The following is a 25,527-nucleotide window of genomic DNA, read 5'->3' on the forward strand; positions in this document are numbered from 1 at the left end:
GATAGCAGGAATAGCTCCATAAAACACTTGAAAAGAAACTGAAACAAGTTCAGTTTGAATAAAAAATCGTAATTTTGCAAACTTCCCAAATTATCGGGAGTATAATACTATGAGAACGAAGTCCTTAAAAAAGAATAAAATCAATGTGATCACTCTTGGGTGTTCAAAAAATGTGTATGACAGTGAAGTGCTTATGGGCCAACTCCGTGCCAGTGGCAAAGATGTTGAGCATGAAGCGCCAGCAGAAAGCGAAGGGAACATTATTGTAATAAATACTTGTGGATTTATCGATAATGCCAAGGCAGAATCAGTAAACATGATATTAGAATATGCAGACAAAAAAGAACGAGGTTTAGTAGATAAGGTTTTTGTTACTGGATGTCTTTCAGAACGCTATAGACCTGATTTAGAAAAAGAAATTCCAAATGTAGATCAGTTTTTTGGTACTACGGAGTTACCACAATTATTGAAAGCATTGGGAGCCGATTATAAACATGAATTATTAGGAGAGCGCTTAACAACAACTCCAAAAAATTACGCGTATTTAAAAATTTCTGAAGGTTGTGACAGACCATGCAGTTTTTGCGCGATTCCATTAATGAGAGGAAAAAATGTTTCTCAAACTATTGAAAAATTAGTAAAAGAAGCAGAAGGTTTAGCAAAAAATGGCGTTAAAGAACTAATTTTGATTGCTCAGGATTTGACTTATTACGGTCTTGATCTATACAAAAAACGTAATCTTGGAGAATTACTGGAAGCATTAGTAAAAGTAGAAGGAATCGAATGGATTCGATTGCACTACGCCTTCCCTACTGGTTTTCCTATGGATGTTTTAGAGATCATGAAACGCGAACCTAAAATTTGTAACTATATTGATATTCCTTTGCAACATATTTCAGATTCTATCTTGAAGTCAATGAGAAGAGGAACTACGCAAGCAAAAACAACAAAATTATTAAAAGATTTCCGTGAAGCAGTACCCGGAATGGCCATTCGTACGACATTAATCGTAGGATATCCAGGAGAAACTCAAGAAGATTTTAACATCCTTAAAGATTTTGTTCAAGAAATGAAATTTGACAGAATGGGTTGTTTTGCATACTCTCACGAAGAAAATACACATGCATACTTATTGGAAGATGATGTTCCTGATACAGTAAAACAAGAGCGAGCCAATGAAATAATGGAATTGCAATCTCAAATTTCTTGGGATTTAAATCAAGAAAAAGTAGGTCAAATTTTCAAATGCATTATTGACAGAAAAGAAGGCGGACATTTTGTAGGCCGAACTGAATTTGACAGTCCTGATGTTGATAACGAAGTACTTATTGATGCCTCCAAACATTATGTAAAAACTGGAGAGTTTGTTATGATAAAAATTATCGAAGCTACTGAATTTGATTTGTACGGAGAACCTGTTTAGATTTCTAATTCACATCCCAACCTTTATAAAATATTCAATATGAAAATAGTTCAATCGTTAGCTATAAGCGCTTTAGTGTTATTGTCAATTCAAACTGTTTCTGCTCAATACGGAAACAACGGATATGGAGGCGGAGGTTATGGAGGTAATGGCTATGGCAATAGTGGCCGAATGAATAGCGGAATGAGTCAGGACAGAAGTCATGATAAACCAAGAGAAATTCCTGCCGAAGAAACGATAAGCAAAGTAATGATTAAACTAAAACCGGCTGTAGGCCTGGATGAGCTTCAGGAAATCGCCATCTCAAATATCCTGTTAGAAAGCATCAAACGACAAGGTGTTATTTTGAAACAAGAAACGAATCAAAGCGATCAGATGAAAGACCTTCAAATACTTTCAGAAAATACGGAAAGAAAAGTTATTGAATTATTGAATGAAGATCAAAAAGAAAAGTATAAAATATTTTCAGAAGAAAGTAAAAATCCAAAAAGATCCAAAAAAAAATAGTTAACCCCTTTTTTGGAACAAAAAAATGTAATAATAAAAAAACATGAGGAATTCTTTTTACTTTTTGATTTTAATTATCGTTATCACGTCTTGTGCAACAAATCCTTACAAGGCCAGTGAGAAAATATACAATACAAAACTTAATGCATTAAAAGAAACGATTTCAAGTAAGGAATCAATTTCTTTACCGTTGGTTAATAATTATAAAATCACAATCGATACTTTATTCACCAATCAACTGCATAATGTAAAAGATTCGATTTCAAGAACTGGGCTTACGATTTTGAAAAATGGTGTAAATACAGAGTGGATTAGTACCGTGAATTTTAACTTACGAAAACCAAACTTTATTATCATTCATCATACAGCACAAGATTCTTTGCAACAAACTATAAAAACATTCACTTTAGCAAGCACGCAAGTCAGTGCCCATTATGTAATTGGTGATGATGGGAGAGTGATACAAATGCTGAATGACTATCTAAGAGCATGGCATGGAGGGACTGGATCCTGGGGTAAAAATACCGACATCAATTCTTCCTCAATAGGAATTGAGCTAGACAACAATGGAACCGAAGTTTTCTCTGATGCGCAAATTAATAGTTTGATAGCACTTCTGACTAAATTAAAAAAAGATTACAACATCCCGACTCAAAATATTATTGGACATTCTGATATCGCACCTACTCGGAAAAAAGATCCTAGCGCATTTTTTCCATGGAAAATTTTAGCTGAAAATGGTTTTGGTATCTGGTCTGATGAAATAGTAGAAACTGCTCCTTTAGACTTTAATGTAGAACAAGGCTTGCGAATTATAGGATACGATACAAAAAATCTTTCGGCAGCTGTTACAGCTTTTAAATTGCATTATATTCAGTCCGAAGTAAATGATGTAGTTGATGAAAAAACTAAGAATATTATCTACTCGATATACAAGAAACAATAATTTATTAGTTTAAAATAAAAAAAACGGCTTTTTGAAACATTCAAAAAGCCGTTTTTTTTTACATTATCTTAAAGTAAATATTAAAACCGTCCAAATTTAAGTAATACGATTGAAAGACACCAAAATCCAAACTAATGGTAACTTATCGTTTGCTAAAAGATTCGGTGTGACTTTATACGTAACTTCAGCACTAAAAAAAATTCATGATTAAGTACCTTCAATAAAAAAAGCTGCCAAAATACTTAAAAAGCATCTTGACAGCAAAAAAAAAATATTGTCTTTATCTAATTTGATTAAAAACTGTACGTAGTTCCTAACAAAACATAAGCGTTAGAACTTGCTGGACTTGAATTGCTATCCATAAATACATCTTCAGATGACAGGTCAACTCTAACTTCAGGAATGATTGTTAAATTTCCAACTTTGTAGTTCAATGAAAGTGTGTTTCCTACAATACTAGACCCACCTAAAGCAGCTAGTGTTACATCAGCATCCGTTGCATCAAAATATTCCAATCTGTACGCTAAACTAAGATTACTTTTTGGAGCGTAGGCAGCATATCCAATTAAAGCAAACCATTTTTCATCATTTGAGCTGCTTAAATCATCATTTATCAAAGCATAAGTTCCATTAAATCCTAAAGAGAATTTATCAGAAATCTTTTTTGAAGCTACTACATCAAATTGTGTTTTGTTCACGGTAGTCGCAGGATTTGAGCTGCCAGAAGTAGCATTAAAATATACGCTTCCTGAATCCCCAACATACGCTATTTGTCCGATGAAGGTTTTTTGAGTTGATCCAGCTTCAATCGCTGTTTTAAAATCTGTTGGATTTGTTACCCCGGCCATAAAACTAACTTTTCCTGAAGTATATTGCGCTTTTACACCAGTATTAAAAAATGGTCCGTTTGTAAAAGCATAAGACATGCTATAGTTTTTATTATCCACAGCATCCAATAGTTCATATCCTATGTGAGTACCAAAACTACCTGCTATCACTTTAAATTTATCTGAAATTTCATAAGTGAAATTTAATTGTTTAATCATAAATGAACTACTATTATCATTATATGTAAATTCTTTAGCTCTGTTACCAAATCCTAAATCCACAAATACAGAAGCTTTGCCCATTTTATGAGATGCCTCAATAGAAACCATTCCTAGCTCAAATGAGTTATGCGAATTAGTAAAACTAGTTTTTCCATTTCCTGCTAAGTTAGCAAAATCATATTTATAATACATATCAGCTGATCCTCCAAAGGTAGTCGCCGGTGCTGGTGTGTCTTGTGCAAATGTTATTCCTGTCGTTAGCAAAATTACTAAAATACTTAATGCTTTTTTCATGTTAAATTTAGTTTTAGTTATTAATCTGGTTGGTTATTACTTTATTAAAATAGCGTATTAAATTGCCTGATTTGGATCTTTATAGTACCTAAATCAAAAAAAAACTGACCTTAACTGTCTGTCTTTTCAAGGGTTAAATACCTATTTCTTTTGGCGAATTTATCAACTTTTATCTTACTTGAATAATTAATAATTACTTTTTTGGCACTTTTACCGAAGAATTATCAATAACAAAAAATCGTGATTAAATAATGATTATTTCATATTTTTAAGTAACAAATTTGAAAAATCAATAATTGATAATTTTACCTATACCCCCTATTTATTTAAATAAAAAAGATAAAAAAAAAATTAAAACACAATTTTTTGTTTTTTTTTCATAAATTCAAATCCACACCCCCTATAAAATACCCGTAATACGTACTATTAAAAAAAATAACAATTATCAATGACATTAGCCGAAACTAATTTGGAAAACAAAAAAAAACTGCCAAAACACTAAATCGTGATTTGGCAGTGTTCCAGTATTATTATTAAAAATTTACCTGATAGTAAAAGTCATACCAGCTGAAAAGAAATTCCTAACCGTTTTAGTGAGATTATCATTCTCATCAAATTCTTGAATACCGTAATCGTTATTGGTATACCTAACAAAAACGGGGACCCTATAATTTTGCGTGATTTTAAACTCTTTAGCAATATTCACTCCAACATTCGAAAAAGTAAAACCCGCTTTACCACTAGCGTCAACTCCATAATAACCGCCGTTAATGACTGCTGCACCAACAAAAGGTCGAACGTCAACTCCTGCTTTCTCTAATGAATAAGTATATCCTATTTCAGCATAACTGGAAAAGGCTCTGGTAGTCGGATTCCCATTTTCATCATATTTATAATCTCCTCCTCCAATGAACGTATTCCATTGAAAATCCAACGGCACCCCTTTTTCAGAAAAATCAAATAATAAAGAAAGATCTAAACTCTGTGCTGATCCTTCTGAATAATCAAAATAGCTGCTTCTCTCCCAATCTGGATTATTCTTAGTTGCTGGCCAATAGTAATCACTCAGCATTACTTTTACAACAGGAGAAACTTGATAGGAAATACTCCAATCAAACTCGTTGTAAGCATCAGCAGCATTAGAAAAATTTGTAGTTGCCCAAACACCTACACTTAACTTATCAGTAAAAGCGTATGCCATATAGGGCTGGAACGCTATTTTATCGCCATAATACTTTATTCCTCTCCATAAATAAGGATACACCACATCTACGGCGGCCGTAAATTTAGGTTCTGGAGCTTCCGGTTCAGATACGGCTGTAGCAACTGGCGTATCTTGTGCAAAAGTTACTGTACTGGTTAGCATTAAAGCTAAAATGATTACTGCTTTTTTCATATTTGGTTGTTTTTTTGGTTGGTTAATTCTATTTTCAAATTATTCAATAATCAATGATTTCATATTCATGAATTCCTTTATTCCTATTTCAGATAATTCTCTTCCGTACCCTGATTTTTTTGTTCCTCCAAAAGGAATTCTGGAATCAGAACGTACCAATGAGTTTACAAAAACATTTCCGGCTTCAATTTTTCGTGCCAATCGATATGCGTTTTCACGATCTTCAGTCCAAATTGCCGATGCCAAACCATATCTGTGATTATTGGCAATAGCAATGGCATCGTTTTCATCTTTGGCTCTAATAATTGTAGCCAACGGACCAAAAGTTTCTTCCTGAAAAGCAATATTATTAGCATCGACAAAATCAATTAATGTCGGTTGGAAATTGCAATTTTCTCGCTCTCCTCCTATTACTAATTTCGCTCCTTGTTGCAACGATTTTTCTAATTGATGGCTTAGTTTTTCAGCCAAATCCAATCGGGCTAATGGACCCATATTAATTCCGTCCTGCAAAGGATTTCCTTGATGTAAAGCATTTACTTTTTGTGCAAAAAGGGCAGCGAATTCATCTGCTACTTTTTCGGTAACGATAAAACGTTTGGCACAAATGCAAGCCTGACCTGCATTTAACATTCTGGATTGAGTAGCAACAGTTGCTGCTTTTTCAATATCGGCATCATTTAAAACAATAAATGCATCCGAACCTCCCAACTCCATAACGGATTTTTTGATATGCTTTCCTGCCAAAGATGCTACGGAGGAACCTGCCATTTCACTACCTGTAAACGTAATTCCATGTACAATATCCGAAGCGATTACACTTTCGACTTGAGCAATATCAATGGTTATTTGTTGGAAAACACCTTCTGGGAAACCAGCTTCTAAAAATGCATTTTCGATTGCTTTGGCACAACCTATAACGTTTGGCGCATGTTTTAATAGTGTTACATTCCCCGCCATAATAGCCGGCGCGGCATAACGCAATACTTGCCAAAAGGGGTAATTCCAAGGCATAATCGCAAAAACAGCACCCATTGGGTCATAGACAGATAGGCTAGTAAAAGGTGTATCGTACTTTTCGTCTTTCAGCATTTTCTCTGCATTATCCGCATAGAAGTCACAATTTCCTGCTGATTTTTCGACTTCACTAATTCCTTCGGCTAAAATTTTACCCATTTCATTAGTAATCAACAAACCTAACTCATCCTTCTTTGCTCTCAGAATATTGGCTAGTTTTTTCATTTTATCAGCTCTTTCCTGAAAAGAAGTATTTCGCCAATTTTTAAAAGCGCTTTCTGACAATTCCAATTTCTGATTCAATTGCGCGTCCGTCAACACTTCATGCTCCGCAATAATTTCTCTTGAAAATGGATTTATTGATTTGAATATCATTTTATTTTTTGTTTAAAATTTAATGTTGTACGCTTAAAGTTACTTGACAGAACTTCATTACGACTGAACACTGAATACTTCGAACTGAACACTTTTTTAATGGTTTTCACTTAATTTAGTGTTTGGATCCAAAGGCCAATACATCAAAACCGAACAATTTCCGCTTCTAGGATCATCTAAATAATCAAATAATGGTTCTACCAGAATGAATCCACATTTAGTTTGAGCCGTTACTGTTGGGTCTATGATTTCTCCTTTTATCAGCTTATCACAATATTCCGCAATAGTCATTTGATCTTTTACTTTATCATAACCAATAGGCATTCCCGCTGTCATTTGCCCTTTGCAACCTAATGCTTTAGCTACATCCTGACGGGCATTATAAATTTCTCTTCCAATACCTTTTCCTTGGTAATCCGGATGAACAGAAACATCCAACCCATAAATCCAATCGGCTTTAGGATCGTGTGTTCCCAACCATAAGTCATCAGAAATCTCCAAAAAAGTATGGTGTCCTTTGTGATAATTTTGACGCAAAGTCGTACAAGAAGCAATTACTTTATCACCATCCAAAACAATGAATTGTCCCTCTGGAAAAATCTCCAAATGTCTTTTGTATTTTTCTTCCGTAATTAATTCCTCTGCAGAAAGGGTCGGAAAAACAATTTCTTGTAATTCGGCTTGCTGTTTTGCATGTTCCGGCAAAGGTGTTTGCAACGTATATTTACCTAAAATTTCTTTTTTCATAATTTTTTATCTAATCTTGTTATCATTTGGAACACCTCTCTCAGCCACTCTCATGATGACAAACGGATTCACAATATGCAATCAAAAATCTTTATGACATATTACCGTAACTAATTAGTTTCAATTCCATGTATTCTTTTAATCCTTCGGAACCCGACTCGTGTCCTATTCCGCTACTTTTTATTCCAACAAAGGGCAATTCAGTACCGTGAGCAGCCCATTCATTGACTCCCACCATTCCAAATTCAAGATTTTCGGCATAGAAATTAGCTGTTTTAATATGATTTGTAAATACATAAGAAGCCAAGCCATATTCCGTGTCATTTGCCCATTCCAGAACTTCTTCTTTCGTTTCGAAAGGGATGACAATCATCAACGGACCAAAAACTTCTGTCTTAATAAAAGCCTGATTCTGTCTGGCTTCAATCAAAGCTGGATGCACAAAAAATCCTATTTCAGCCTCTTCTCCACCAATGTGAACAATTGCTCCTTCGCTTTTTGCTTTTTCAAGCATTTCCAAAGAATGTTCCTGTTGTTTTTTATTAATTAATGGTCCTACAAAATCAATATCACCACCATTAACTCCTGTTTTCAATTGCGAAATATCTTCTTTTACAATCGAAACAAATTGGTTAAAAATAGAGGAATGCACATAAAAGCGTTGTGGAGCTACACAAACCTGACCGCAATTTCGCAATTTCGCAACCAAAGCCTGATGCGCAATTGCTTCAACATCGACGTCTTTTTCGATAATTACCGGAGCATTTCCACCTAATTCAAGTGATAATTTTGTTGCTGTTTTTGAAGCTCCATCCATCAGAATTTTTCCAACTCTTGTGCTTCCTGTAAAACTTATTTTTTTTAATAAAGGATTTTCAATCATTTCAGTTCCAGTAGCAACTGGCTCAGTATTAATTAAATTGAAAACTCCTTTTAGTATTCCGGCTTCGTGCAATGCCTTTGCCATATTGAAACTAGATAAAGGCGTAAATTCAGAACCTCTCATGACCACGCTACATCCGGCAGCCAAAGCAGCTGCAACGGCACGAGCAGGATTATAGGCAGGAAAATTCCAAGCGGTAATTACACCAACAACTCCTAATGGCTGATAAATAACCATGGAACGTTTGTCGATTCTGCTAGACGGAATAACGCGTCCGTAACTGCGTTTTCCTTCCTCTGCAAACCATTCGAATAGATTAGCAGAAACCTGCCACTCACCTCGAGATTCCAGCATTGGCTTACCCGTTTCCAGTGAAGTTTCCTTGGCGAAAGCCTCGACATTTGCACGCATATAATTGGCTGCTTTCTTTAATATTTCAGCTCTAAAATAAGGTGTTGTATTTTTCCATTCTTTAAAAGAAGCATCAGCGGCTGCAATCGCCAAGGCACAATCAGCAGTGTTTCCAAAAGGAACTTTATCAATTATTTTTTCGGTAGCTGGACTTTGTAAATCCCAAGTTGCGCCATCAACTGCGTCGCACCATTCTCCATTTATATATTGCTTTCTCATGACAGTATTTCTTTTATTGTTTCTTCTAAAATTGACAAGCCTTTTTCTAAAATTTCGTCTTCTATAAATAATGGACTTAAAATTCGGATACAATTTCCGTACGTTCCCGAAGTGATTACAATCAATCCTTTCTCTAAACATTTATTGACAATGGCTTTTGTGGTATCACCATCAGGCATTTTAGTTTCCGGGTTAAAAAATTCTATGGCCAGCATCGCTCCCAATCCGCGGACATCGGTAATGTTTTTACAATATTTTGCCTGCAACTGATTGAATCTTTCTCGAACAATTTGCCCGACTTTTTCACCCGCTGCATTGATGTTGTTTTTTTGCATGTAATTGATGCTTGCCAATGACGCGACACAACTCAACGGATTCCCTAAATAGGTTCCTCCAATGAGTCCTGGTTTAACGGCATCCATAATTTCCTGTTTTCCAATAACGGCACCAATAGGCATTCCGCCCCCCATAGATTTTGCCCAAGTTGACAAATCTGGAGTTACACCGTAATGCTCGTAGGCTGCCCATTTTCCGGTGCGACCAAAACCGGATTGCACCTCATCAAAAATTAAAAAAATGTTATTTTCAGTACAAAATTTACGCAAATATTGAACATATTTTTTAGAAGCAACAGTAAAACCGCCTTCGCCTTGCACTAATTCTAAAATAATTGCAGCGGTTTGACTCACTGAAACGGTTGATGAAAAAGTTTTATGCAACTTCATAATCATCAAATCATCGAATTCATCTGAGGTCATTCGAGCGTTCATACTCGGTTTGTAATACGGATATTCTAAACGGTATACTTCAGGCGCATATGGTCCGGCACCTTCTTTATATTTCACATTGGATGTCAAAGTCATTGCCATCATTGTACGTCCGTGAAAAGAACCCTCGTAACAGATAATTCCTGATTTTCCGGTTACGGCACGAGCAATTTTAATGGCATTTTCCACTGATTCCGCACCAGATAAAGTTAGCATTGCTTTAGTAGATTCACCATGCGGCAAAATCTCACACAATTTTTCCGTTAAGTCTAAATATTGTTCGTAAACCGAAACATTAAAGGAAGCATGAATAAATTTATCTGCTTGATTTTTGATTGCTTCAATAATTTCTGGCACACCGTGTCCTGCATTATTTACCCCAATTCCTCCTGCAAAATCAATCAGTTCTCTACCATCAGCATCAATAATAATGGCTCCTTTGGCAGATTGAATGCTGGATGGATTGAAAATTCCTAAAGCGTTTGGAACACTTTTTTTTCTTCTTTCGTATAATTTGTCTGTATTATTCATTTTGCTTGCTTGATAATTTTGCTAATTCTAAATCGGGTTGCGCGAATTTGTAAATTTTCATATACATATTTGTTTTAGTATCGAAAACACCTTCCATTGCATGAATTTTATCGCCTAATAATTCATTCAAATGTTCCATGTCCCGACACATAATATTGGCTTCAATATCATAATCGCCCGAAACAGAAGCTAAAAAACTAATTTCAGGCAACTTTGCCAATTCCTCAAAAATAGTTTTCATGTATGATTTTGGTTTAACTGAAATCAAAACACTTGCGTAAGCATTAAAACCAATTTTGTTAGGATCGACCCTTCCAATAATTTGCAAAGTCCCATCTTCAATTAAGTTAATATAACGGTGTCTAATGGTACTCACTGCAACATTAATTTCTTTTGAAATTTCAGTAAACGACATTCTGCCATCTTTTTGAAGGAGTTTCAATATTTGGTAATCTAATTCATCATCTAATGCACTCATCTTTTATTTTTTTAAAAACGGTATCACAATTTAAAAACCCTGATAACGTATAATTTTTTACTCTTTTTTATATTTTAATTCTCCATTTACCCAAGTTTCATTGGCTTCAACGGTAGAAACATCGTCTAATTTAAATGGATTTTTATTCAAAACAATAAAATCGGCATATTTCCCTATAGAAAGACTTCCTTTTATATTTTCTAAATTATCCGCAATCGCACTTCCTACCGTATAGGCGCGTAAAGCTTGCTCAAAAGTTATTTTCTGGCTTTCGCCAATGACAAAACCATCCATTGCTTTTCGGGTAACCGCCGTTTCCATATTAACCCAAGGATTAATTTCTTTTACCACGGGACCATCGGTAGATAAGGCTAGATTTATTCCGTTATCTAAAACCGTTTTGCAAGGGTAAACCACCTCTAATAACTCGTCTGGCAAAGTGCTTTTGAAATTGTTTGCCAATTCGTAAATAAATATCGGTTGCATCGCTGCAGTCATATTCATGTGTTTAAAATCTTTTATATTTTCATTAGATAAAAATCCAACATGCTCAATTCTGTGTTTTAAAGTATTGTCTATTTTGAACAGATCGCGATACACTTTCAAAGTCAAATCAACTGCCTGATGTCCAATGGCATGTGTGGCAACCGAAAATCCTTTTGCAACAGCTTCTTTGGCTGTTTGAAAAAACTTATCGTAATCCAATCTCAAAACACCTTTATAACCGTCCGTATTTTTATAAGGAACATTCAAGGCAGCTGTAGCTGAACTCAAACCGCCATCAGAGAAAAACTTTACGGTTTTTATTTGCAAAAATTCCGATTCATATAATTCCGGTAAAACCTGAATTTCGTCACTACCATCCGGAATTCGAAGCGGGAAAACATTCATTCGCACTTGCAACAATCCTTCTTTGTCCAATTTAATGTAAGCCGCCAATAATTCTTCATTTGCAGCCGGATCCGTCGTGCTAGTAATTCCTAAACGCAACAAATACTTATGCGCTTCCAGAATCATGTTTTTATATTCTTCGAAAGTAAATGCAGGAATGTTATTCATGATTAATCCCAACGCTCTTTCGGTAAAAATACCTTGTAAACTTCCATCTTGATTTTTGCGAATCTCTCCTCCAAAAGGAACTTCAGTAGCTTCATCAACTTCTGAAATTGCTATGGCTTTTGAATTGGCAATTCCAATATGCGCACAAGTTCTAATTACAAAAACAGGTCTGTCAGAAATAATTTCGTCTAAATCTTCTTTGGTTGGCAATCGTTTTTCTTCGAGAACCATTTCATTGATTCCACGAGCCATAATCCATTCGGAATTAGGGTTTTTCTCGGCAAACTCTTTTAATAATTTTTTGAATTCCACTATAGATTTTACACCCCGAACATCCAACATAAACGTACGAAGATGTCCGATTTTCCAAACATGGATATGCGCGTCATTCAAACCTGGAACAACTGTTTTTCCATTAAAATCAAATTCAGTGGAAAAAGAACCAAATTGATTGCGCAATTCGGTTTCAGTTCCAATAGCTTCAATTTTTCCCAAAGGATTAATTACCATGGAATCCGCTTTTGCAAAAGCAGGATCCATAGTAATAATATTGGCATTGTGTATTAATTTGAAATTCATTTTTTTTATTCTAAAGTTTAAGTCTTGAAACTATTTTCTTTCGTTTAAAACCTCTTGAATTGCATTTTCAATCACATCCATTCCTTCCTGCAATTGTTCGTCAGTGATAACAATTGGAGGTAAAAAACGAATACAATTGGTGTACAATCCTGCTCTGATTAAAATTAATCCATTCGCAACGGATTTTTTGATTACTGCCATAGCAAAATCCATATCAGGCTCTTTGGTTTTTTTATCTTTTACAAATTCAACTACCAACATGGCCCCTATTCCACGAACATCACCAATACAAGAAAATTTATCTGCCATAGCATTTAATCGTGTTCTGATGGCATCTCCCACATGAACTGATTTTGCTAAAAATTCTGGTGTATTAATTTCTTTGACAGTGGCAAGTGCAGCCACTACAGCAATTGGACTTCCTGAATACGTTCCTCCAACACCTCCTAAATGGGGTGCGTCCATCATTTCTGCTTTACCTGTTACGGCACTAATTGGCAATCCTGACCCAATGGATTTTGCCATCGTTACCATATCCGGAATCACTCCGCTGTGCTCGATAGAAAGGAATTTTCCAGTTCTACCGGCTCCAGCCTGAACCTCATCGGCAATAAAAACGATACCGTGTTCATCACAAACTTTTCTAATTTTTTCCAAGAAACGCTTTGGCACAGGAATAAAACCACCTTCCCCTTGAACAGGTTCTATAATAATTGCCGCAACCGAAGACGGATCTACGTGTGAAATTAAGTTCTGATCGAAACGTTCGATACAAAAATCAATATATTCCTCTTCTGTGAAATTATCTGGTTTGCGATATACATTTGGAGAATGAAAACGATAAATATCCTGAGCGTAACTCCCAAATCCTTTTTTAAACAAAGCATATTTACTGGTTAAACTCAACGTAAGTAATGTTCTACCGTGATAAGCCCCTTCAAAGCAAATTACTGCAGGACGTTTTGTGTAATATCTTGCAATTTGCACTGCATTTTCAACCGCTTCAGATCCGGAACACGCCAATAACGTTTTCTTAGGAAAATCACCCGGAGTAATTTTGTTAAGCAGTTCTGCAAATTCTAAATACGGTTCAAAAGTAGTAACCAATGCACCCGTATGCAGGTATTTATCCATTTGGTCTTTTATAGCATCAACAACTATTTGAGGTCTGTGACCTAAATTCACCATCCCAATTCCTCCAGCAAAATCGATTAATTGGTTTCCATCTACATCCCACACTAAAGCACCTTCAGCCTTTTCAACAACCACTTCGGTAGATTTTCCTAAACCGGCAGGTAAAGCAGCAGCTCTTCTTGCTAACATTTCTTTGCTCTTTGGTCCAGGAATTTCTGATACTTTTTTAATTTGAGTTCCCATTTTTTTATTTTTATTTTAATTCTGTTTTTTATTTTCTAAATATTTTTTCAAACTATAATCTTCATCAACAGGTAAATACATCAAGATACTTGCAAAACCAGATTCAGGATCATTTATATAATTATATAAAGGCTTTATCCATCTAAATCCTGATTTTCGCTGTGGCGTGACGGTTGGATCGGCATATTTATTTATTTCTAATCCATAACAATATTCTTCAATTGTCATTTTGTCTTTTACTTTTCCGTAACCAATTGTCATTCCTGCAATGATCTGACCTATTAGTCCTAGATTTCGACAAACTTCCAGACGAGCCTTATACATTTCTTTAGAAAGACCCAAACCACGATATTCCGGTAACACTCCCATGTCAATTCCGTACATCCAATCTCCCTCGGGCCTATGGACTTTGGTTAACCATAAATTATCTGTCTCTTCTAGGAACGTACTGTCATGCTCCGGAAAATAACATCTAAAGGTACTTGCAGAAGCTATAATTTTTCCGTCCTCTTCAATTACTAATTGTCCTTCAGGAAATATTTTTATATGATTGGCAAAATGATTTCTATTCAATATTTCAGACTCATGCAAAGTTGGATAACATTGCGACTGTACGTACTCCATCTGAATGACATCGTCTAATGTAGCATTCCGAATTATAAATTGATTTTCAAAAATACTTTTGCTTATCATATTTTTACTTTTAAATTACATATCCGGCTATTAAATATAAAATTGATGACACTCCAAATATTACTAACTGATATGGAAATTGTGAAATCCCATGTTTCATCATATCTATTTTACATGATTGCGCCGTAAGCACTCTGTTATCAGAGAAGAAACAAGCCGCAGCTCCCCAAACCGTTCCAGATGCCAATGCACCTTGGGTAAGCCAAAAATCAGCTCCTAATGTGCGTGATAAAATAGCAGTAGTTGGAACTAAAATCGCATATATTCCCCAGTTAGAACCTGTAGCCCAACAAATCCATGCTACTAATGCAAAAACAACAAAAGGAAGTGTCGCATGATTCAACCAACTAATTCCTTGTAATTTCTCTGCTACAAATTCATTAAAACCCAATCCGTTTTGAACATCTTTTAATAAATAGGTCATTCCAAGAACTACTAACACAAAAGTGATTGATTCCATCCCTTTGACAAAGTTGTTTGAAATTTTATTAAATTTTATGACTCCTAATACTAAATAAAACAAATAGGTAAATACACAAGCTGTTGCTATTCCGCGAAGGGCATCAATACTGCTGAAAATCGATTCAGAAGAAAAAGTTAAACTACCCCAATATTCCGAATCATACGGATAAGGAAAAATGGTACACCAAATTAAAATAACCAAAGGCAAAATAAAATAGACCAACTTCCCTTCTCTTGCTGGTTTTTTCTTCACTTTTACAACTTCAGGATCAATTATCTTCACACTCGCTTCAGCTTCCTTGATTGCTTTTGAATCCGGTATCAATTGAAATACCACTAAAGCTCCCAGAATTAATGAAATCCACGCTGAAAAATTATAAGGAATTGTTCCTAAAAATGCTTCAATAGGACTTGTTATAACCTTTCCTGCACTATTCAAAACTCCTCCTTGAATAGCCGCTATTTGAGTTCCATAAAAAATAGTCCAAGTCGAAATAGGAAATATTATTGTCAACGGTACACAAACAAAACTCAAAACCAATGCTAATTTCTCTCTTGAAACACCAAATTTATCTGTAATAGGTCTCATCGTATTACCAATAGACAGTGCACTTAAATAATCATCCAGAAAAAAGAAGAAACTTAAAAAATAAGTCATAATTAATGACTGCTTTTTATTTTTAACGTGATTCTCAGAGTATCTGCCTACAGCATTTATTCCTCCAGAAGCAACTAATAATTGTACAAATGCACCATATAATATACATACTAAAATAACCCATATTAAACCTTGATCATGAGCGTCTCGGGAAATCGATGAAAACATCCCGTCAAACATATTAAGAGGAAAAATCATTCCTTGTCCTTCTGGAAAAAATTCTTTCGATCCACCTTGCATAGCCAATAACACAAAACCAACAGCGCATCCTATTATTAAGGGTTCCAATGCTTTTCTTGTCATTATTGCAATTCCTAATACCGTAAATGCGGGAACTAAAGCGTGCCAATTGATAAAATAACAAAGTCCAGCCAGAAATAGTAAGGCGACTCCAATAATAGTTGAGATTGATTTCATTGAGTTTTGGTTTTTGGTTAATAGAATAATTTAAACTGGTCAGTTTTAAATTTTCACTTAAAAATAAATTTTATTCGACTTGTAAATAAATTAATAATTAAGTGATTATTTTGTAAATCTAACAATAATTTTAATACTCACAAAAAATATTATTATTTTTTTAATAAAAAGTGTATATTTGAAAAACTAAAAAAAGTATAGTTATGGTATTTGATGAAGTAAGAAACTTTATAAATGGGGAGTTTAAATCAGGTAACTCCAGCAAAATTCATACAGTTATATCGCCATTAGACGGTAAGGAATTAACTACTTTCAATGAATCTACGATGGACGATTTGAATGAAATTATTGATTTTGCAAAAAAAGCGCAAAAAGCCTGGCAAAAAGTTACCTTAAAAGAAAGAGTACAAGTATTCTATAAATACAAGCAGTTATTGGAACAAAATAGCACTGAACTAACCGAAATTATTTATCAAGAAAACGGAAAAATTCACGCGGAAGCTAAAGCCGAAATTGACAAAGCAATTGAACTGACCGAATTTGCCTGTTCGCTACCTCAGTTTGTAACTGGAGAAAATATGGAAGTCAGTAAAGGAGTTTACTGTTCTTCCACTAAATTACCCTTAGGAATTGTCGCTTCGATTGTTCCTTTTAATTTTCCAACTATGGTTCCGCATTGGACCATTGTAAATGCCATTGCATTAGGAAATGCTTTTATTTTGAAACCATCTGAAGCGGTACCAATCAGCAGTCAATACACCGCAAAACTATTAAAAGAAGCTGGACTTCCTGATGGCTTATTCAATATCATAAATGGTACACAATCTACCGTTGAGAATTTGTGTGATCATCCAGATATTAAAGCCATAACCTTTGTAGGTTCTACAAAAGTGGCAAAAATAGTGTATCAAAGAGCCAGTCAAAATTTGAAACAAGTTTTAGCTCTTGGCGGAGCAAAAAACCATATTATTCTGCTTCCAGATGCGCATCCCGATATGGCATCATCTAATATTGTGGCTTCTATGAGTGGATGCGCAGGACAACGATGTATGGCAGCGGCTACTTTGATCGCCGTCGGAAATTGCGATGCGATACTGGACAAATTAATTGATGATGCCAATAAAATTCAATGCGGTACAACATTGGGTGCTGTAATTTCGAAAGCTGCCAAAGAAAGGATTGAGTCATATATCACTGAAGCGGAACAACAAGGCGCCAAAATCGTTTTGGATGGCAGAAATACGATAGTTCTAGGGAAAGAAAATGGTTTTTATGTCGGGCCAACGATTATTGACTTCGCAACTGCTGATATGAAAGTTGCAAAAGAGGAAATATTTGGACCAGTTCTAACCATTGTTCGTGTTAATACAATTGATGAAGCTTTAGCAATTGAAAATTCCAATCCTTATGGAAATGCGTGTTCCGTGTTTACCCAAAGCGGCGGTTTAGCCAATTACGTAACCGAAAATGCTTCCGCAGGAATGTGCGGAGTAAATATTGGAGTTCCTGTTCCCAGAGAACCTTTTGGTTTTGGCGGATGGAATGAATCGAGATTTGGTTCAGGAGATATTACGGGGAAAAGTGCTATTGGCTTTTTTACGAAAGAAAAGAAAACAACCACCAAATGGAATCCTGAAGCAGGAACCAACTGGATGAGTTAAAAGATTTTCGAATAATGATTAACGATTTTTGATTTCAGATTTTTGAGAATTGAAAAATGTAAAAAAAATTAAAATGACTAAAGAACAAATAATAAGTGACAGTAAACAATACAGCCTGTTTACTTGGGTGGCCCAAAAAAATGTAAATCCTATTCCAATTGAAAGAGCCGAAGGCGTTTACCTTTATGAAGTAGGCGGAAAAAAAATCATCGATTTTTCGAGCGGATTAATGTCGGTGAATATCGGTCATGGCGATCAGCGGGTTACTGCAGCCGTAGTCGAGCAAATGCAAAAAGTGAGTTATGTTACGCCTTCTTGTACGACCGAAATTAGGGCTCAGTTAGCTAAAAAACTAGCAGAGATTTGTCCAGGCGATTTAAACAAAGCTTTTTTTACGCTGTGTGGTGCTTCATCCATAGAAAACGCCATAAAATTAGCCCGTTTGTATACTGGAAAACATAAAATATTTGGCAGATACAGAGGCTTCCACGGAAATTCATCAGCGAGTATGACTGTAGGTGGCGATCCAAGAAAACAATATACTGATGCACAGCAATCGACTAATATTTTTCATTTGGACGATCCTTATGATTTTTATGGATTAAGTGATCAAGATGAAGAAACGAGATTAAAATGGAGCCTGGATTCGGTAGAAAGAATCATTCGATATGAAGGAGGACATACGATTGCAGCCTTTATTTTTGAAGGCGAAAGCGGTTCATCCGGTTGCCTTCATTATCCAAAAGGATATTTAAAAGGAATTAAAGCATTGTGTGAAAAATATGAAATTCTATTTATTGCTGACGAAGTAATGAGTGGTTTCGGTCGAACCGGAAAATGGTTTGGTTTTGAACACAGTGAGATCATTCCAGATATGATTTGTATGGCAAAAGGTTTGACTTCCTCTTACCTCCCCTTAGGTTGCTTAATGGTTTCAGATAGAATTGCAGCAAAATATGAAGATTCCCCTTTATGGTTAGGATTGACTTACAATTCGCATCCGGTTTCTTTAGCGGCTTCGCTGGCGGTAGTCAACATTTACGAAACTGACAATTTGATTGAAAACACCAATAAAATGGGTGCTTATATAGAGAAACGCATCAACGAAATGCGTGAAAAGCATCCGTCTATAGGTGATTTCAGAAACAAAGGATTATTGGGTTGTTTAGATGTTATAAAAAGCAAAGAACCATACCAACTAATGGCTCCTTTCAACGCTAATGCTGCCGAAATGGAAGTTATGAATAAAGTGGGTGCCAAGTTAAGAGAGCTAGGATTATATACTTTTGTTCGCTGGGGTTATATTTTTATAGCACCACCATTAATGATTAACGAAGCTCAAATCGATGAAGGATTAGCAATTATTTCTGAAGCTTTAAAAATAGCAGACGAGCACATGAACTAATATATTTTTCCTATAAGAAAGAATAAAAATATTTAACAACTCTTTCTTATAGGAATTTTTATTAAAGACCTGCGGCCTCTGTTTTGTGTTTATTTTTGTTATTTACAACAAAAGACTCATCTAATAATTCAAATATTTTCTCTCGTTTCAAAGGTTTTGTAATATAATTTTTAAAACCTAGATTCAGTATCATTTCTTTATCCTCTGCTGAAGAGTACGCCGTTTGTGCTATTACAATTAAATCTGGATTCGTTTTTTTAATGATTGCAAAAGCATCTAAACCATTCATAACCGGCATTTTGACATCCATAAAAACCAAATCAATATTTTTATTTACTGCGCAAATATCAACCGCTTCTTGCCCGTTATTTGCTCTAATAATTGTATAATTTCTTAGTTCTAAAATTTTCTTTAATAATAAGAAGTTTATATTATCATCCTCAGCAACCAATATCGTTTCATTTCCTGAATTACGTTGAAAACAAGCATTAGTCTTAGTTTTACTTTTTCTTTCCGATTCATCCAAAACTAATGGTATTTTAAATGTAAAAGTTGAACCATTACCAAATGATGATTTTACAGAAATTGAACCTCCTAACATTTCGATATATGCCTTAGAAATAGCAAGGCCCAATCCTAAGCCATTTGATTCAGCATGAAAATGATCCTCAACTCTTAAAAATCGATCAAATATTGCCTTCAGATTTTTTTCGTCAATTCCCCTTCCGGTATCTTTTACTGTAAAAACCACGGTTCCATCACTTTCGTTTATTTCATAACCAAAAGATATAGAACCGCGATCTGTGAATTTAATTGCATTTGCTATTAAATTCACAAGAATCTGTTTTAACTTAACGACATCTGTAATTAAATACTTCTCAATTGGATGAGCACATTCAATAACAAAAAAATTAATTTGTTTTTCTTTTGGAATGGTGACTTTTATGGTTTCATACAATTCGTGAATGCATTTATTAAGATTAATCCCTTTGTATTTGGGCTTAATTTGAAGAGCATCAATCTTCGACATTTCAATAAGATCTTCAATAATTGAGACCAAATTAGTGCCGCTTCTATTAATTATTCTTAAATACTCTGCTTTATCATTTTCCTCTAAATCAGGATTATTCAACAAATCACTAAAACCAACAATAGCATTCATTGGAGTTCTGATTTCATGTGACAAATTAGCTAAAAAAGAAGATTTTAGTTTATCACTTTCCTCCGCCTTGTGTTTTGAAATCTCTAATTGCGTTCTTTGATTGCTATTTTCTTCAAAAAGATTACCAATATACCCAAATTCTCCTTTTATTCTTTTTAAACTACCAATGGCAAATAGACTTCCTGTTTCTAAAATACTGGTAATTAATTTTAAAGGATTATATACCCAACGTTTGGTGAAATAAAGACAAATGATAATATTAAATAGTGAAGCCAGTATAACGACAAAAAGAATTTCTTTTGTGTTTTTAAAATTTAGATTAAAAACTCTTTTAAAAGTTAATTGCGATACTACATTATTTTTGTAATCTTTAAGGTCTAAATCTACGTTTACAACATCTTCTCCTGAAGCGTTTGTTTGATTTTCATTCTTCAAACTTGTTTTAGAGCTGCTAATCAGATTTAGATTTTCCAAAAATTGTTTATCTAAAAGTCGAACCATAAAAAAGTAGCCCGAAGGGTTCGATTTAGTCTTCTTTGGGTCGTCTGAAGGATGGATTGTTGCGCCAAAAACCTCGACTATTCCTTCCGGAATCCGCAAATAAAACCGAGTGATTTTAGACTTATAAAGTTGCGACATTACCTCTTTTTGAATAAAATCATTTGTTTTAATCTTAGAAGAAACTGTTTTGCTAATCAAATTATTGTTTAAATCATAAACGCCAATATAATCCATGTTGTAAGTTTCGAATTGGCTTGCAACAGACTTATTATACCAATTTTTATCTCTCGTCTTGGTATATTTGACTAACTCATCCCAAAATGTAACGTCAATAATTGTGGCGGTAGCTGTTTCAGAATTGAGTTTGAAAAGCGAATTGACTTCATTTTTATACTGATTATAGGTACTTTTATAAAATTGTTTCTCTTCTTGAATCGTATACAGATAAAGTGAAACATAAAGCAATAAAAAGAACAAACTTGTTGCACTAATCAACAATAAAAGTTTGTAGTAGGTATTAATATTACCGTATTTTTTCATAGAACAAAGTGGTATTTTTTGAAAAATAAATTTATTTGATTTTTATTATAAAAACTGCTATTTTTTTTAGAAGAATTATCTTATTTCTTTTTCGCAAGTTAAACTTTTTTTTTCATAAAATAAAAAAACTATATGGTTGAATATGAACCTTTCAATATTGTAAAAAAAACAATTCGAATAAAGAGTAAAGCACCTAAAAAAACACCATATACTAGAGGGAAAAGCCAGGTTGCAATTTAGTGTTTTAACCAAAAAAACCACCTTTATCAGGTGGGTTTTTCAAGTCTTATAAAATTTTACAAAGGAATATTCCCGTGTTTCCGCTCAGGAGATATGCTAACTTTATTTTCAAGCATACTAAAGGCTTTTATCAGTTTGCGCCTTGTATCTTGTGGCAGGATTACTTCATCAACAAAACCACGTTGCGCAGCAGTATACGGATTCGCAAACAAATCAGCGTATTCCGCTTCCTTTTCTAAGAGTTTCGCTTCGTGATCGTTGGCTTCACTAATTTCTTTTTTAAAGATAATTTCAGAGGCACCTTTGGCTCCCATCACCGCAATCTCGGCAGTTGGCCAAGCAAAATTCATGTCGGCACCAATGTGTTTCGAGTTCATCACATCATAAGCGCCACCATAGGCTTTTCGAGTAATCACGGTCACTCTTGGTACGGTCGCTTCGCTTAAAGCGTATAGCAATTTCGCTCCATGAACTATAATTCCATTCCACTCTTGATCGGTTCCAGGCAAAAATCCTGGCACATCTACCAAAACTAATAAAGGAATATTGAAACAATCGCAAAAACGGGTAAATCGAGCTGCTTTTTTAGAACTGTTCACATCGAGACAGCCGGCTAAAATCATCGGTTGGTTCGCTATAATTCCAATGCTTCTGCCTCCCAGTCTGGCAAAACCCACAAGGATATTTTCGGCATAGTTTTTATGAATTTCAAAAAACGAATCTTCGTCAATAATGCCACCAATCACCTCATGCATATCATACGGTTTGTTTGGATTATCCGGAATAATTGTCGCTAATTTAGTGCGGACCTCATCATTGAGTTCGTATGGTAAATTGTGCGCTTTCTCTTTATTGCTTTGTGGCAAATAACTCAACAAACGTTTCAGATCTTCCAAGCATTCCACATCATTTGCTGATGTGCAATGCGCCACTCCCGATTTAGTAGAATGGGTACTCGCCCCACCCAATTCCTCCGAAGTTACGGTTTCATTGGTTACGGTTTTCACTACGTTTGGTCCCGTTACAAACATATAACTGGTGTCTTCGACCATCATAGTAAAGTCAGTCATTGCAGGCGAATATACAGCCCCACCGGCACAGGGTCCCATAATCGCTGATATTTGCGGAATCACACCAGAAGCTTGAACGTTTTTAAAGAAAATATCGGCATAACCACCCAAAGAACGAACGCCTTCTTGAATACGTGCTCCACCAGAATCATTCAAGCCAATCATTGGCGCACCCATTTTGACGGCCATATCCATGACTTTACATATCTTCTCGGCATGTGTCTCTGACAACGAGCCACCAAAAACCGTAAAATCCTGAGCAAAAATATAAACTAATCTTCCGTTGATAGTTCCGTATCCTGTGATTACACCGTCACCATAAAACATTTCCTTATCCATCCCAAAATCAGTAGTACGGTGCGTGACCAACATCCCAATTTCTTCAAAAGAACCTTCATCCATCAAATACTCAACGCGTTCTCTGGCAGTCAGTTTTTTGTTGGAATGCTGTTTTTCAATACGTTTTTTACCGCCGCCCGAATGAGCTTCGGTAATTTTATCGTTTAATGTATTTATTTTGTCTTTCATATTTGTATTTTTTTAACCGCTAATTCGCTAATTTTATTAAAAAACCATTAAGAAATTAAGTTTCATTTAGAAAAAGCAGTACTTAATTTTTCTTAATCTCTTAATGGTTAAAAAAATATTTTAATTTAACAAGCGTACGATTTTTTGATCTTCAAAATATTGTTTCATAGCCACAAGAGCGGCAATTTCGGCTTCTTTAGCCATTTGGTTTTTCAATACATCGGCATTGTAATATTTCTTTACAAAATGAGTATCAAAATTTCCCGAACGAAAGGCTTCATGTTCAAAAACGAATTTCCCGAAAGGCAATGTCGTTTGTACACCTTCCACATGGTAGCCATCAATCGATTTAAGCATCAATTGAATCGCTTCTTCACGAGTTTCTCCATACGTGATTAGTTTGGCCAACATTGGATCATAGTAAATAGGAATGTCCATGCCTTGTTCAAAACCATTATCGACACGAATATTTTCGCCCACAGGCAATTGATATACATCTAAATGACCTACGCTAGGTAAAAAATCATTCATTGGGTCTTCGGCATATACACGCAATTCTAAAGCGTGCCCCTTTATTTTTAAATCTTCTTGTTTGATCGTTAATTCCTCGCCTCTCGCCACTCTAATTTGCAGTTCCACTAAATCGGTTCCTGTAATCCATTCTGTAACGGGATGCTCCACTTGCAAACGGGTATTCATCTCCAAAAAATAGAAATTATTGTTTTCATCCAATAAAAATTCCACTGTTCCCGCTCCTAAATAATCACATGATTTGGCAACCAAAACGGCTGCTTCACCCATTTTTTTGCGCAATTCAGGTGTTAAAACCGTAGATGGTGCTTCTTCAATCACTTTTTGATGGCGGCGTTGTATGCTGCACTCTCTTTCAAATAAATACAAAATATTGCCATAACTATCTGCCATAACTTGAATTTCTATATGTCGCGGCGAAGCCACATATTTTTCTATAAAAACGGAACCATCACCAAAAGCGGAAATCGCTTCGCTAATTGCTCGGTTCATCTGAGATTCAAAATCGCTTTCGCTCTCTACCACACGCATTCCTTTTCCACCGCCACCCGCCGACGCTTTAATAAGAATAGGAAAACCAATAGCTTTTGCCGCTAATTTTGCTTTTTCGATATCCGTAATCGCTTCGTCTACACCGGGAACCATTGGAATATTATATTGCTTAACTGCCTCTTTTGCAGCTAATTTACTTCCCATGACTTTAATTGCTCTCGATTTCGGCCCAATAAATATGATGCTATTTTTTTCACACTCTTCGGCAAAATCAGCATTTTCACTCAGGAATCCGTAACCGGGATGAATCGCATCCACGTTTAAAGATTTAGCAACCTCTATAATTTTACTTCCTAACAAATACGATTGACTCGAAGGTGCTTCTCCAATCCAAACGGCTTCGTCGGCAAATTTTACGTGCGGTGCATTTCTATCGGCAGTTGAATAAACCGCTACCGTTTTAATGCCCATTTTTTGTGCGGTTTTCATCACCCTGATGGCGATTTCCCCTCTATTGGCAACTAATATTTTTTTCATAATCTTATTCGAATTCAATTAACAACTGTCCTTTATCAACTGCATCTCCCATAGCAACCGAAATCGACTTGATAATACCATCGCGGGGAGAAAGGAAACTGTTTTCCATTTTCATCGCTCCCAAAATAATTAAATTGTCGTTTTCTTTTACCTCTTGTCCTACCACAACACTAATTTCCAGAATTAATCCGGGCATAGGTGCTTTAATGAAATTGATTTGTTTGGCAAGACCAACTTCAAATCCCATTTCTTTGATCAGAATATCCAATGGATTTGAAATCGCTACAGTGTAGGTGTTGTTGTTTACCTTAACGATATAGCTTTTTTGATTGAAATCAGAAGTTAAGATTTCAGCTTTATAAGGTGTGTTTTCATGCAATACATGGAATTTATTTGTTTCCACACTCACCGCATCTAGCTCTGAAACATGATTCTTTTCAATATCAAAATGAAAAGTGTCATTTACATTTACTTTATAACCAATACTCATAAGTACATTTTTTATTGGTTGTAAAAATAAGTAAAGAAAACGTTTGCGTAATCTAAAAATTAAAGTTTTATGCTAATTTAAT

20 protein-coding genes are annotated in these 25,527 nt (G+C 35.1%); 5 read left to right on the forward strand and 15 right to left on the reverse strand.

What is annotated here, in order from left to right; genetic code table 11:
- The first annotated feature begins 109 nt into the window (after positions 1–109).
- The 3 genes from rimO to BUC23_RS06695 are packed head-to-tail and all read left to right on the forward strand — an operon-like array spanning position 110 to position 2,876.
- Positions 110–1,423 carry a 30S ribosomal protein S12 methylthiotransferase RimO gene (gene rimO, locus BUC23_RS06685; protein ID WP_073207396.1) on the forward strand — a complete coding sequence of 438 codons (1,314 nt, stop codon included), beginning with the start codon at positions 110–112 and terminating at the stop codon, positions 1,421–1,423.
- A gap of 39 nt (positions 1,424–1,462) precedes the next feature.
- Entirely contained in the window at positions 1,463–1,930 is a 468-nt protein-coding gene (locus tag BUC23_RS06690; RefSeq protein ID WP_073207398.1) for a hypothetical protein, read from the forward strand.
- A 43-nt stretch (positions 1,931–1,973) separates the two neighbouring features.
- The gene (locus BUC23_RS06695; RefSeq protein ID WP_073207401.1) at positions 1,974–2,876 is read left to right on the forward strand and encodes an N-acetylmuramoyl-L-alanine amidase; all 903 of its coding nucleotides are present in this window, start codon (positions 1,974–1,976) and stop codon (positions 2,874–2,876) included.
- Between the two features lie 293 nt (positions 2,877–3,169).
- Here BUC23_RS06695 and BUC23_RS06700 read toward each other — a convergent pair whose 3' ends face one another.
- The 11 genes from BUC23_RS06700 to BUC23_RS06750 all read right to left on the reverse strand — a co-directional run bounded on the left by BUC23_RS06700 (position 3,170) and on the right by BUC23_RS06750 (position 16,288).
- The gene (locus tag BUC23_RS06700) at positions 3,170–4,219 is read right to left on the reverse strand and encodes an outer membrane beta-barrel protein (RefSeq protein WP_073207404.1); all 1,050 of its coding nucleotides are present in this window, start codon (positions 4,217–4,219) and stop codon (positions 3,170–3,172) included.
- Positions 4,220–4,760: 541 nt separating this feature from the next.
- The gene (locus BUC23_RS06705) at positions 4,761–5,615 is read right to left on the reverse strand and encodes a TorF family putative porin (RefSeq protein ID WP_073207406.1); all 855 of its coding nucleotides are present in this window, start codon (positions 5,613–5,615) and stop codon (positions 4,761–4,763) included.
- A 39-nt stretch (positions 5,616–5,654) separates the two neighbouring features.
- Positions 5,655–7,007, reverse strand: coding sequence for an NAD-dependent succinate-semialdehyde dehydrogenase (locus BUC23_RS06710; protein ID WP_073207410.1), 1,353 nt, complete (start codon positions 7,005–7,007; stop codon positions 5,655–5,657).
- 96 nt (positions 7,008–7,103) lie between these two features.
- Positions 7,104–7,754 carry a GNAT family N-acetyltransferase gene (locus BUC23_RS06715; RefSeq protein ID WP_073207413.1) on the reverse strand — a complete coding sequence of 217 codons (651 nt, stop codon included), beginning with the start codon at positions 7,752–7,754 and terminating at the stop codon, positions 7,104–7,106.
- A gap of 91 nt (positions 7,755–7,845) precedes the next feature.
- A complete protein-coding gene (locus BUC23_RS06720; protein WP_073207416.1) occupies positions 7,846–9,267 on the reverse strand; it encodes an aldehyde dehydrogenase family protein in 1,422 nt (473 codons plus the stop codon).
- The gene (locus tag BUC23_RS06725; protein WP_073207419.1) at positions 9,264–10,565 is read right to left on the reverse strand and encodes an aspartate aminotransferase family protein; all 1,302 of its coding nucleotides are present in this window, start codon (positions 10,563–10,565) and stop codon (positions 9,264–9,266) included. Before BUC23_RS06725 ends, BUC23_RS06720 begins: the two co-directional genes overlap by 4 nt.
- On the reverse strand, positions 10,558–11,043 hold the full coding sequence (locus BUC23_RS06730) for an Lrp/AsnC family transcriptional regulator (protein ID WP_039109557.1): 486 nt from the start codon (positions 11,041–11,043) through the stop codon (positions 10,558–10,560). The genes BUC23_RS06725 and BUC23_RS06730 overlap by 8 nt, the downstream gene beginning before the upstream one ends.
- Positions 11,044–11,100: 57 nt before the next feature.
- Entirely contained in the window at positions 11,101–12,681 is a 1,581-nt protein-coding gene (locus BUC23_RS06735; RefSeq protein ID WP_073207421.1) for an amidohydrolase, read from the reverse strand.
- Positions 12,682–12,711: 30 nt separating this feature from the next.
- Positions 12,712–14,058 (reverse strand): aspartate aminotransferase family protein, encoded by a 1,347-nt coding sequence (locus tag BUC23_RS06740; protein WP_073207425.1) that lies wholly within the window; start codon positions 14,056–14,058, stop codon positions 12,712–12,714.
- 15 nt (positions 14,059–14,073) lie between these two features.
- Positions 14,074–14,751 (reverse strand): GNAT family N-acetyltransferase, encoded by a 678-nt coding sequence (locus BUC23_RS06745; RefSeq protein ID WP_073207428.1) that lies wholly within the window; start codon positions 14,749–14,751, stop codon positions 14,074–14,076.
- Positions 14,752–14,761: 10 nt separating this feature from the next.
- Complete coding sequence (locus BUC23_RS06750; protein ID WP_073207431.1) at positions 14,762–16,288, reverse strand: Na+/H+ antiporter NhaC family protein; 1,527 nt, start codon at positions 16,286–16,288, stop codon at positions 14,762–14,764.
- Between the two features lie 203 nt (positions 16,289–16,491).
- On the opposite strand from BUC23_RS06750, the gene BUC23_RS06755 reads away from it, so the two are divergent.
- Positions 16,492–17,949: a CoA-acylating methylmalonate-semialdehyde dehydrogenase gene (locus tag BUC23_RS06755; protein WP_073207433.1), complete on the forward strand. Its 1,458-nt coding sequence runs from the start codon at positions 16,492–16,494 to the stop codon at positions 17,947–17,949.
- Between the two features lie 73 nt (positions 17,950–18,022).
- Positions 18,023–19,354 (forward strand): aminotransferase class III-fold pyridoxal phosphate-dependent enzyme, encoded by a 1,332-nt coding sequence (locus tag BUC23_RS06760; RefSeq protein WP_073207436.1) that lies wholly within the window; start codon positions 18,023–18,025, stop codon positions 19,352–19,354.
- Between the two features lie 61 nt (positions 19,355–19,415).
- On the opposite strand, the gene BUC23_RS06765 is transcribed toward BUC23_RS06760, so the two are convergent.
- The 4 genes from BUC23_RS06765 to BUC23_RS06780 all read right to left on the reverse strand — a co-directional run bounded on the left by BUC23_RS06765 (position 19,416) and on the right by BUC23_RS06780 (position 25,445).
- Positions 19,416–21,557 (reverse strand): ATP-binding protein, encoded by a 2,142-nt coding sequence (locus BUC23_RS06765; RefSeq protein WP_073207439.1) that lies wholly within the window; start codon positions 21,555–21,557, stop codon positions 19,416–19,418.
- A 296-nt stretch (positions 21,558–21,853) separates the two neighbouring features.
- Positions 21,854–23,395 (reverse strand): acyl-CoA carboxylase subunit beta, encoded by a 1,542-nt coding sequence (locus BUC23_RS06770; protein ID WP_073207442.1) that lies wholly within the window; start codon positions 23,393–23,395, stop codon positions 21,854–21,856.
- Positions 23,396–23,515: 120 nt separating this feature from the next.
- A complete protein-coding gene (accC, locus tag BUC23_RS06775) occupies positions 23,516–24,955 on the reverse strand; it encodes an acetyl-CoA carboxylase biotin carboxylase subunit (RefSeq protein WP_073207445.1) in 1,440 nt (479 codons plus the stop codon).
- Positions 24,956–24,959: 4 nt separating this feature from the next.
- A complete protein-coding gene (locus tag BUC23_RS06780; protein ID WP_073207448.1) occupies positions 24,960–25,445 on the reverse strand; it encodes an acyl-CoA carboxylase biotin carboxyl carrier protein subunit in 486 nt (161 codons plus the stop codon).
- Between the last annotated feature and the right edge of the window lie 82 nt (positions 25,446–25,527).

The sequence above is a fragment of the Flavobacterium xinjiangense genome, assembly GCF_900142885.1.
Classification (GTDB): Bacteria; Bacteroidota; Bacteroidia; order Flavobacteriales; family Flavobacteriaceae; genus Flavobacterium; species Flavobacterium xinjiangense.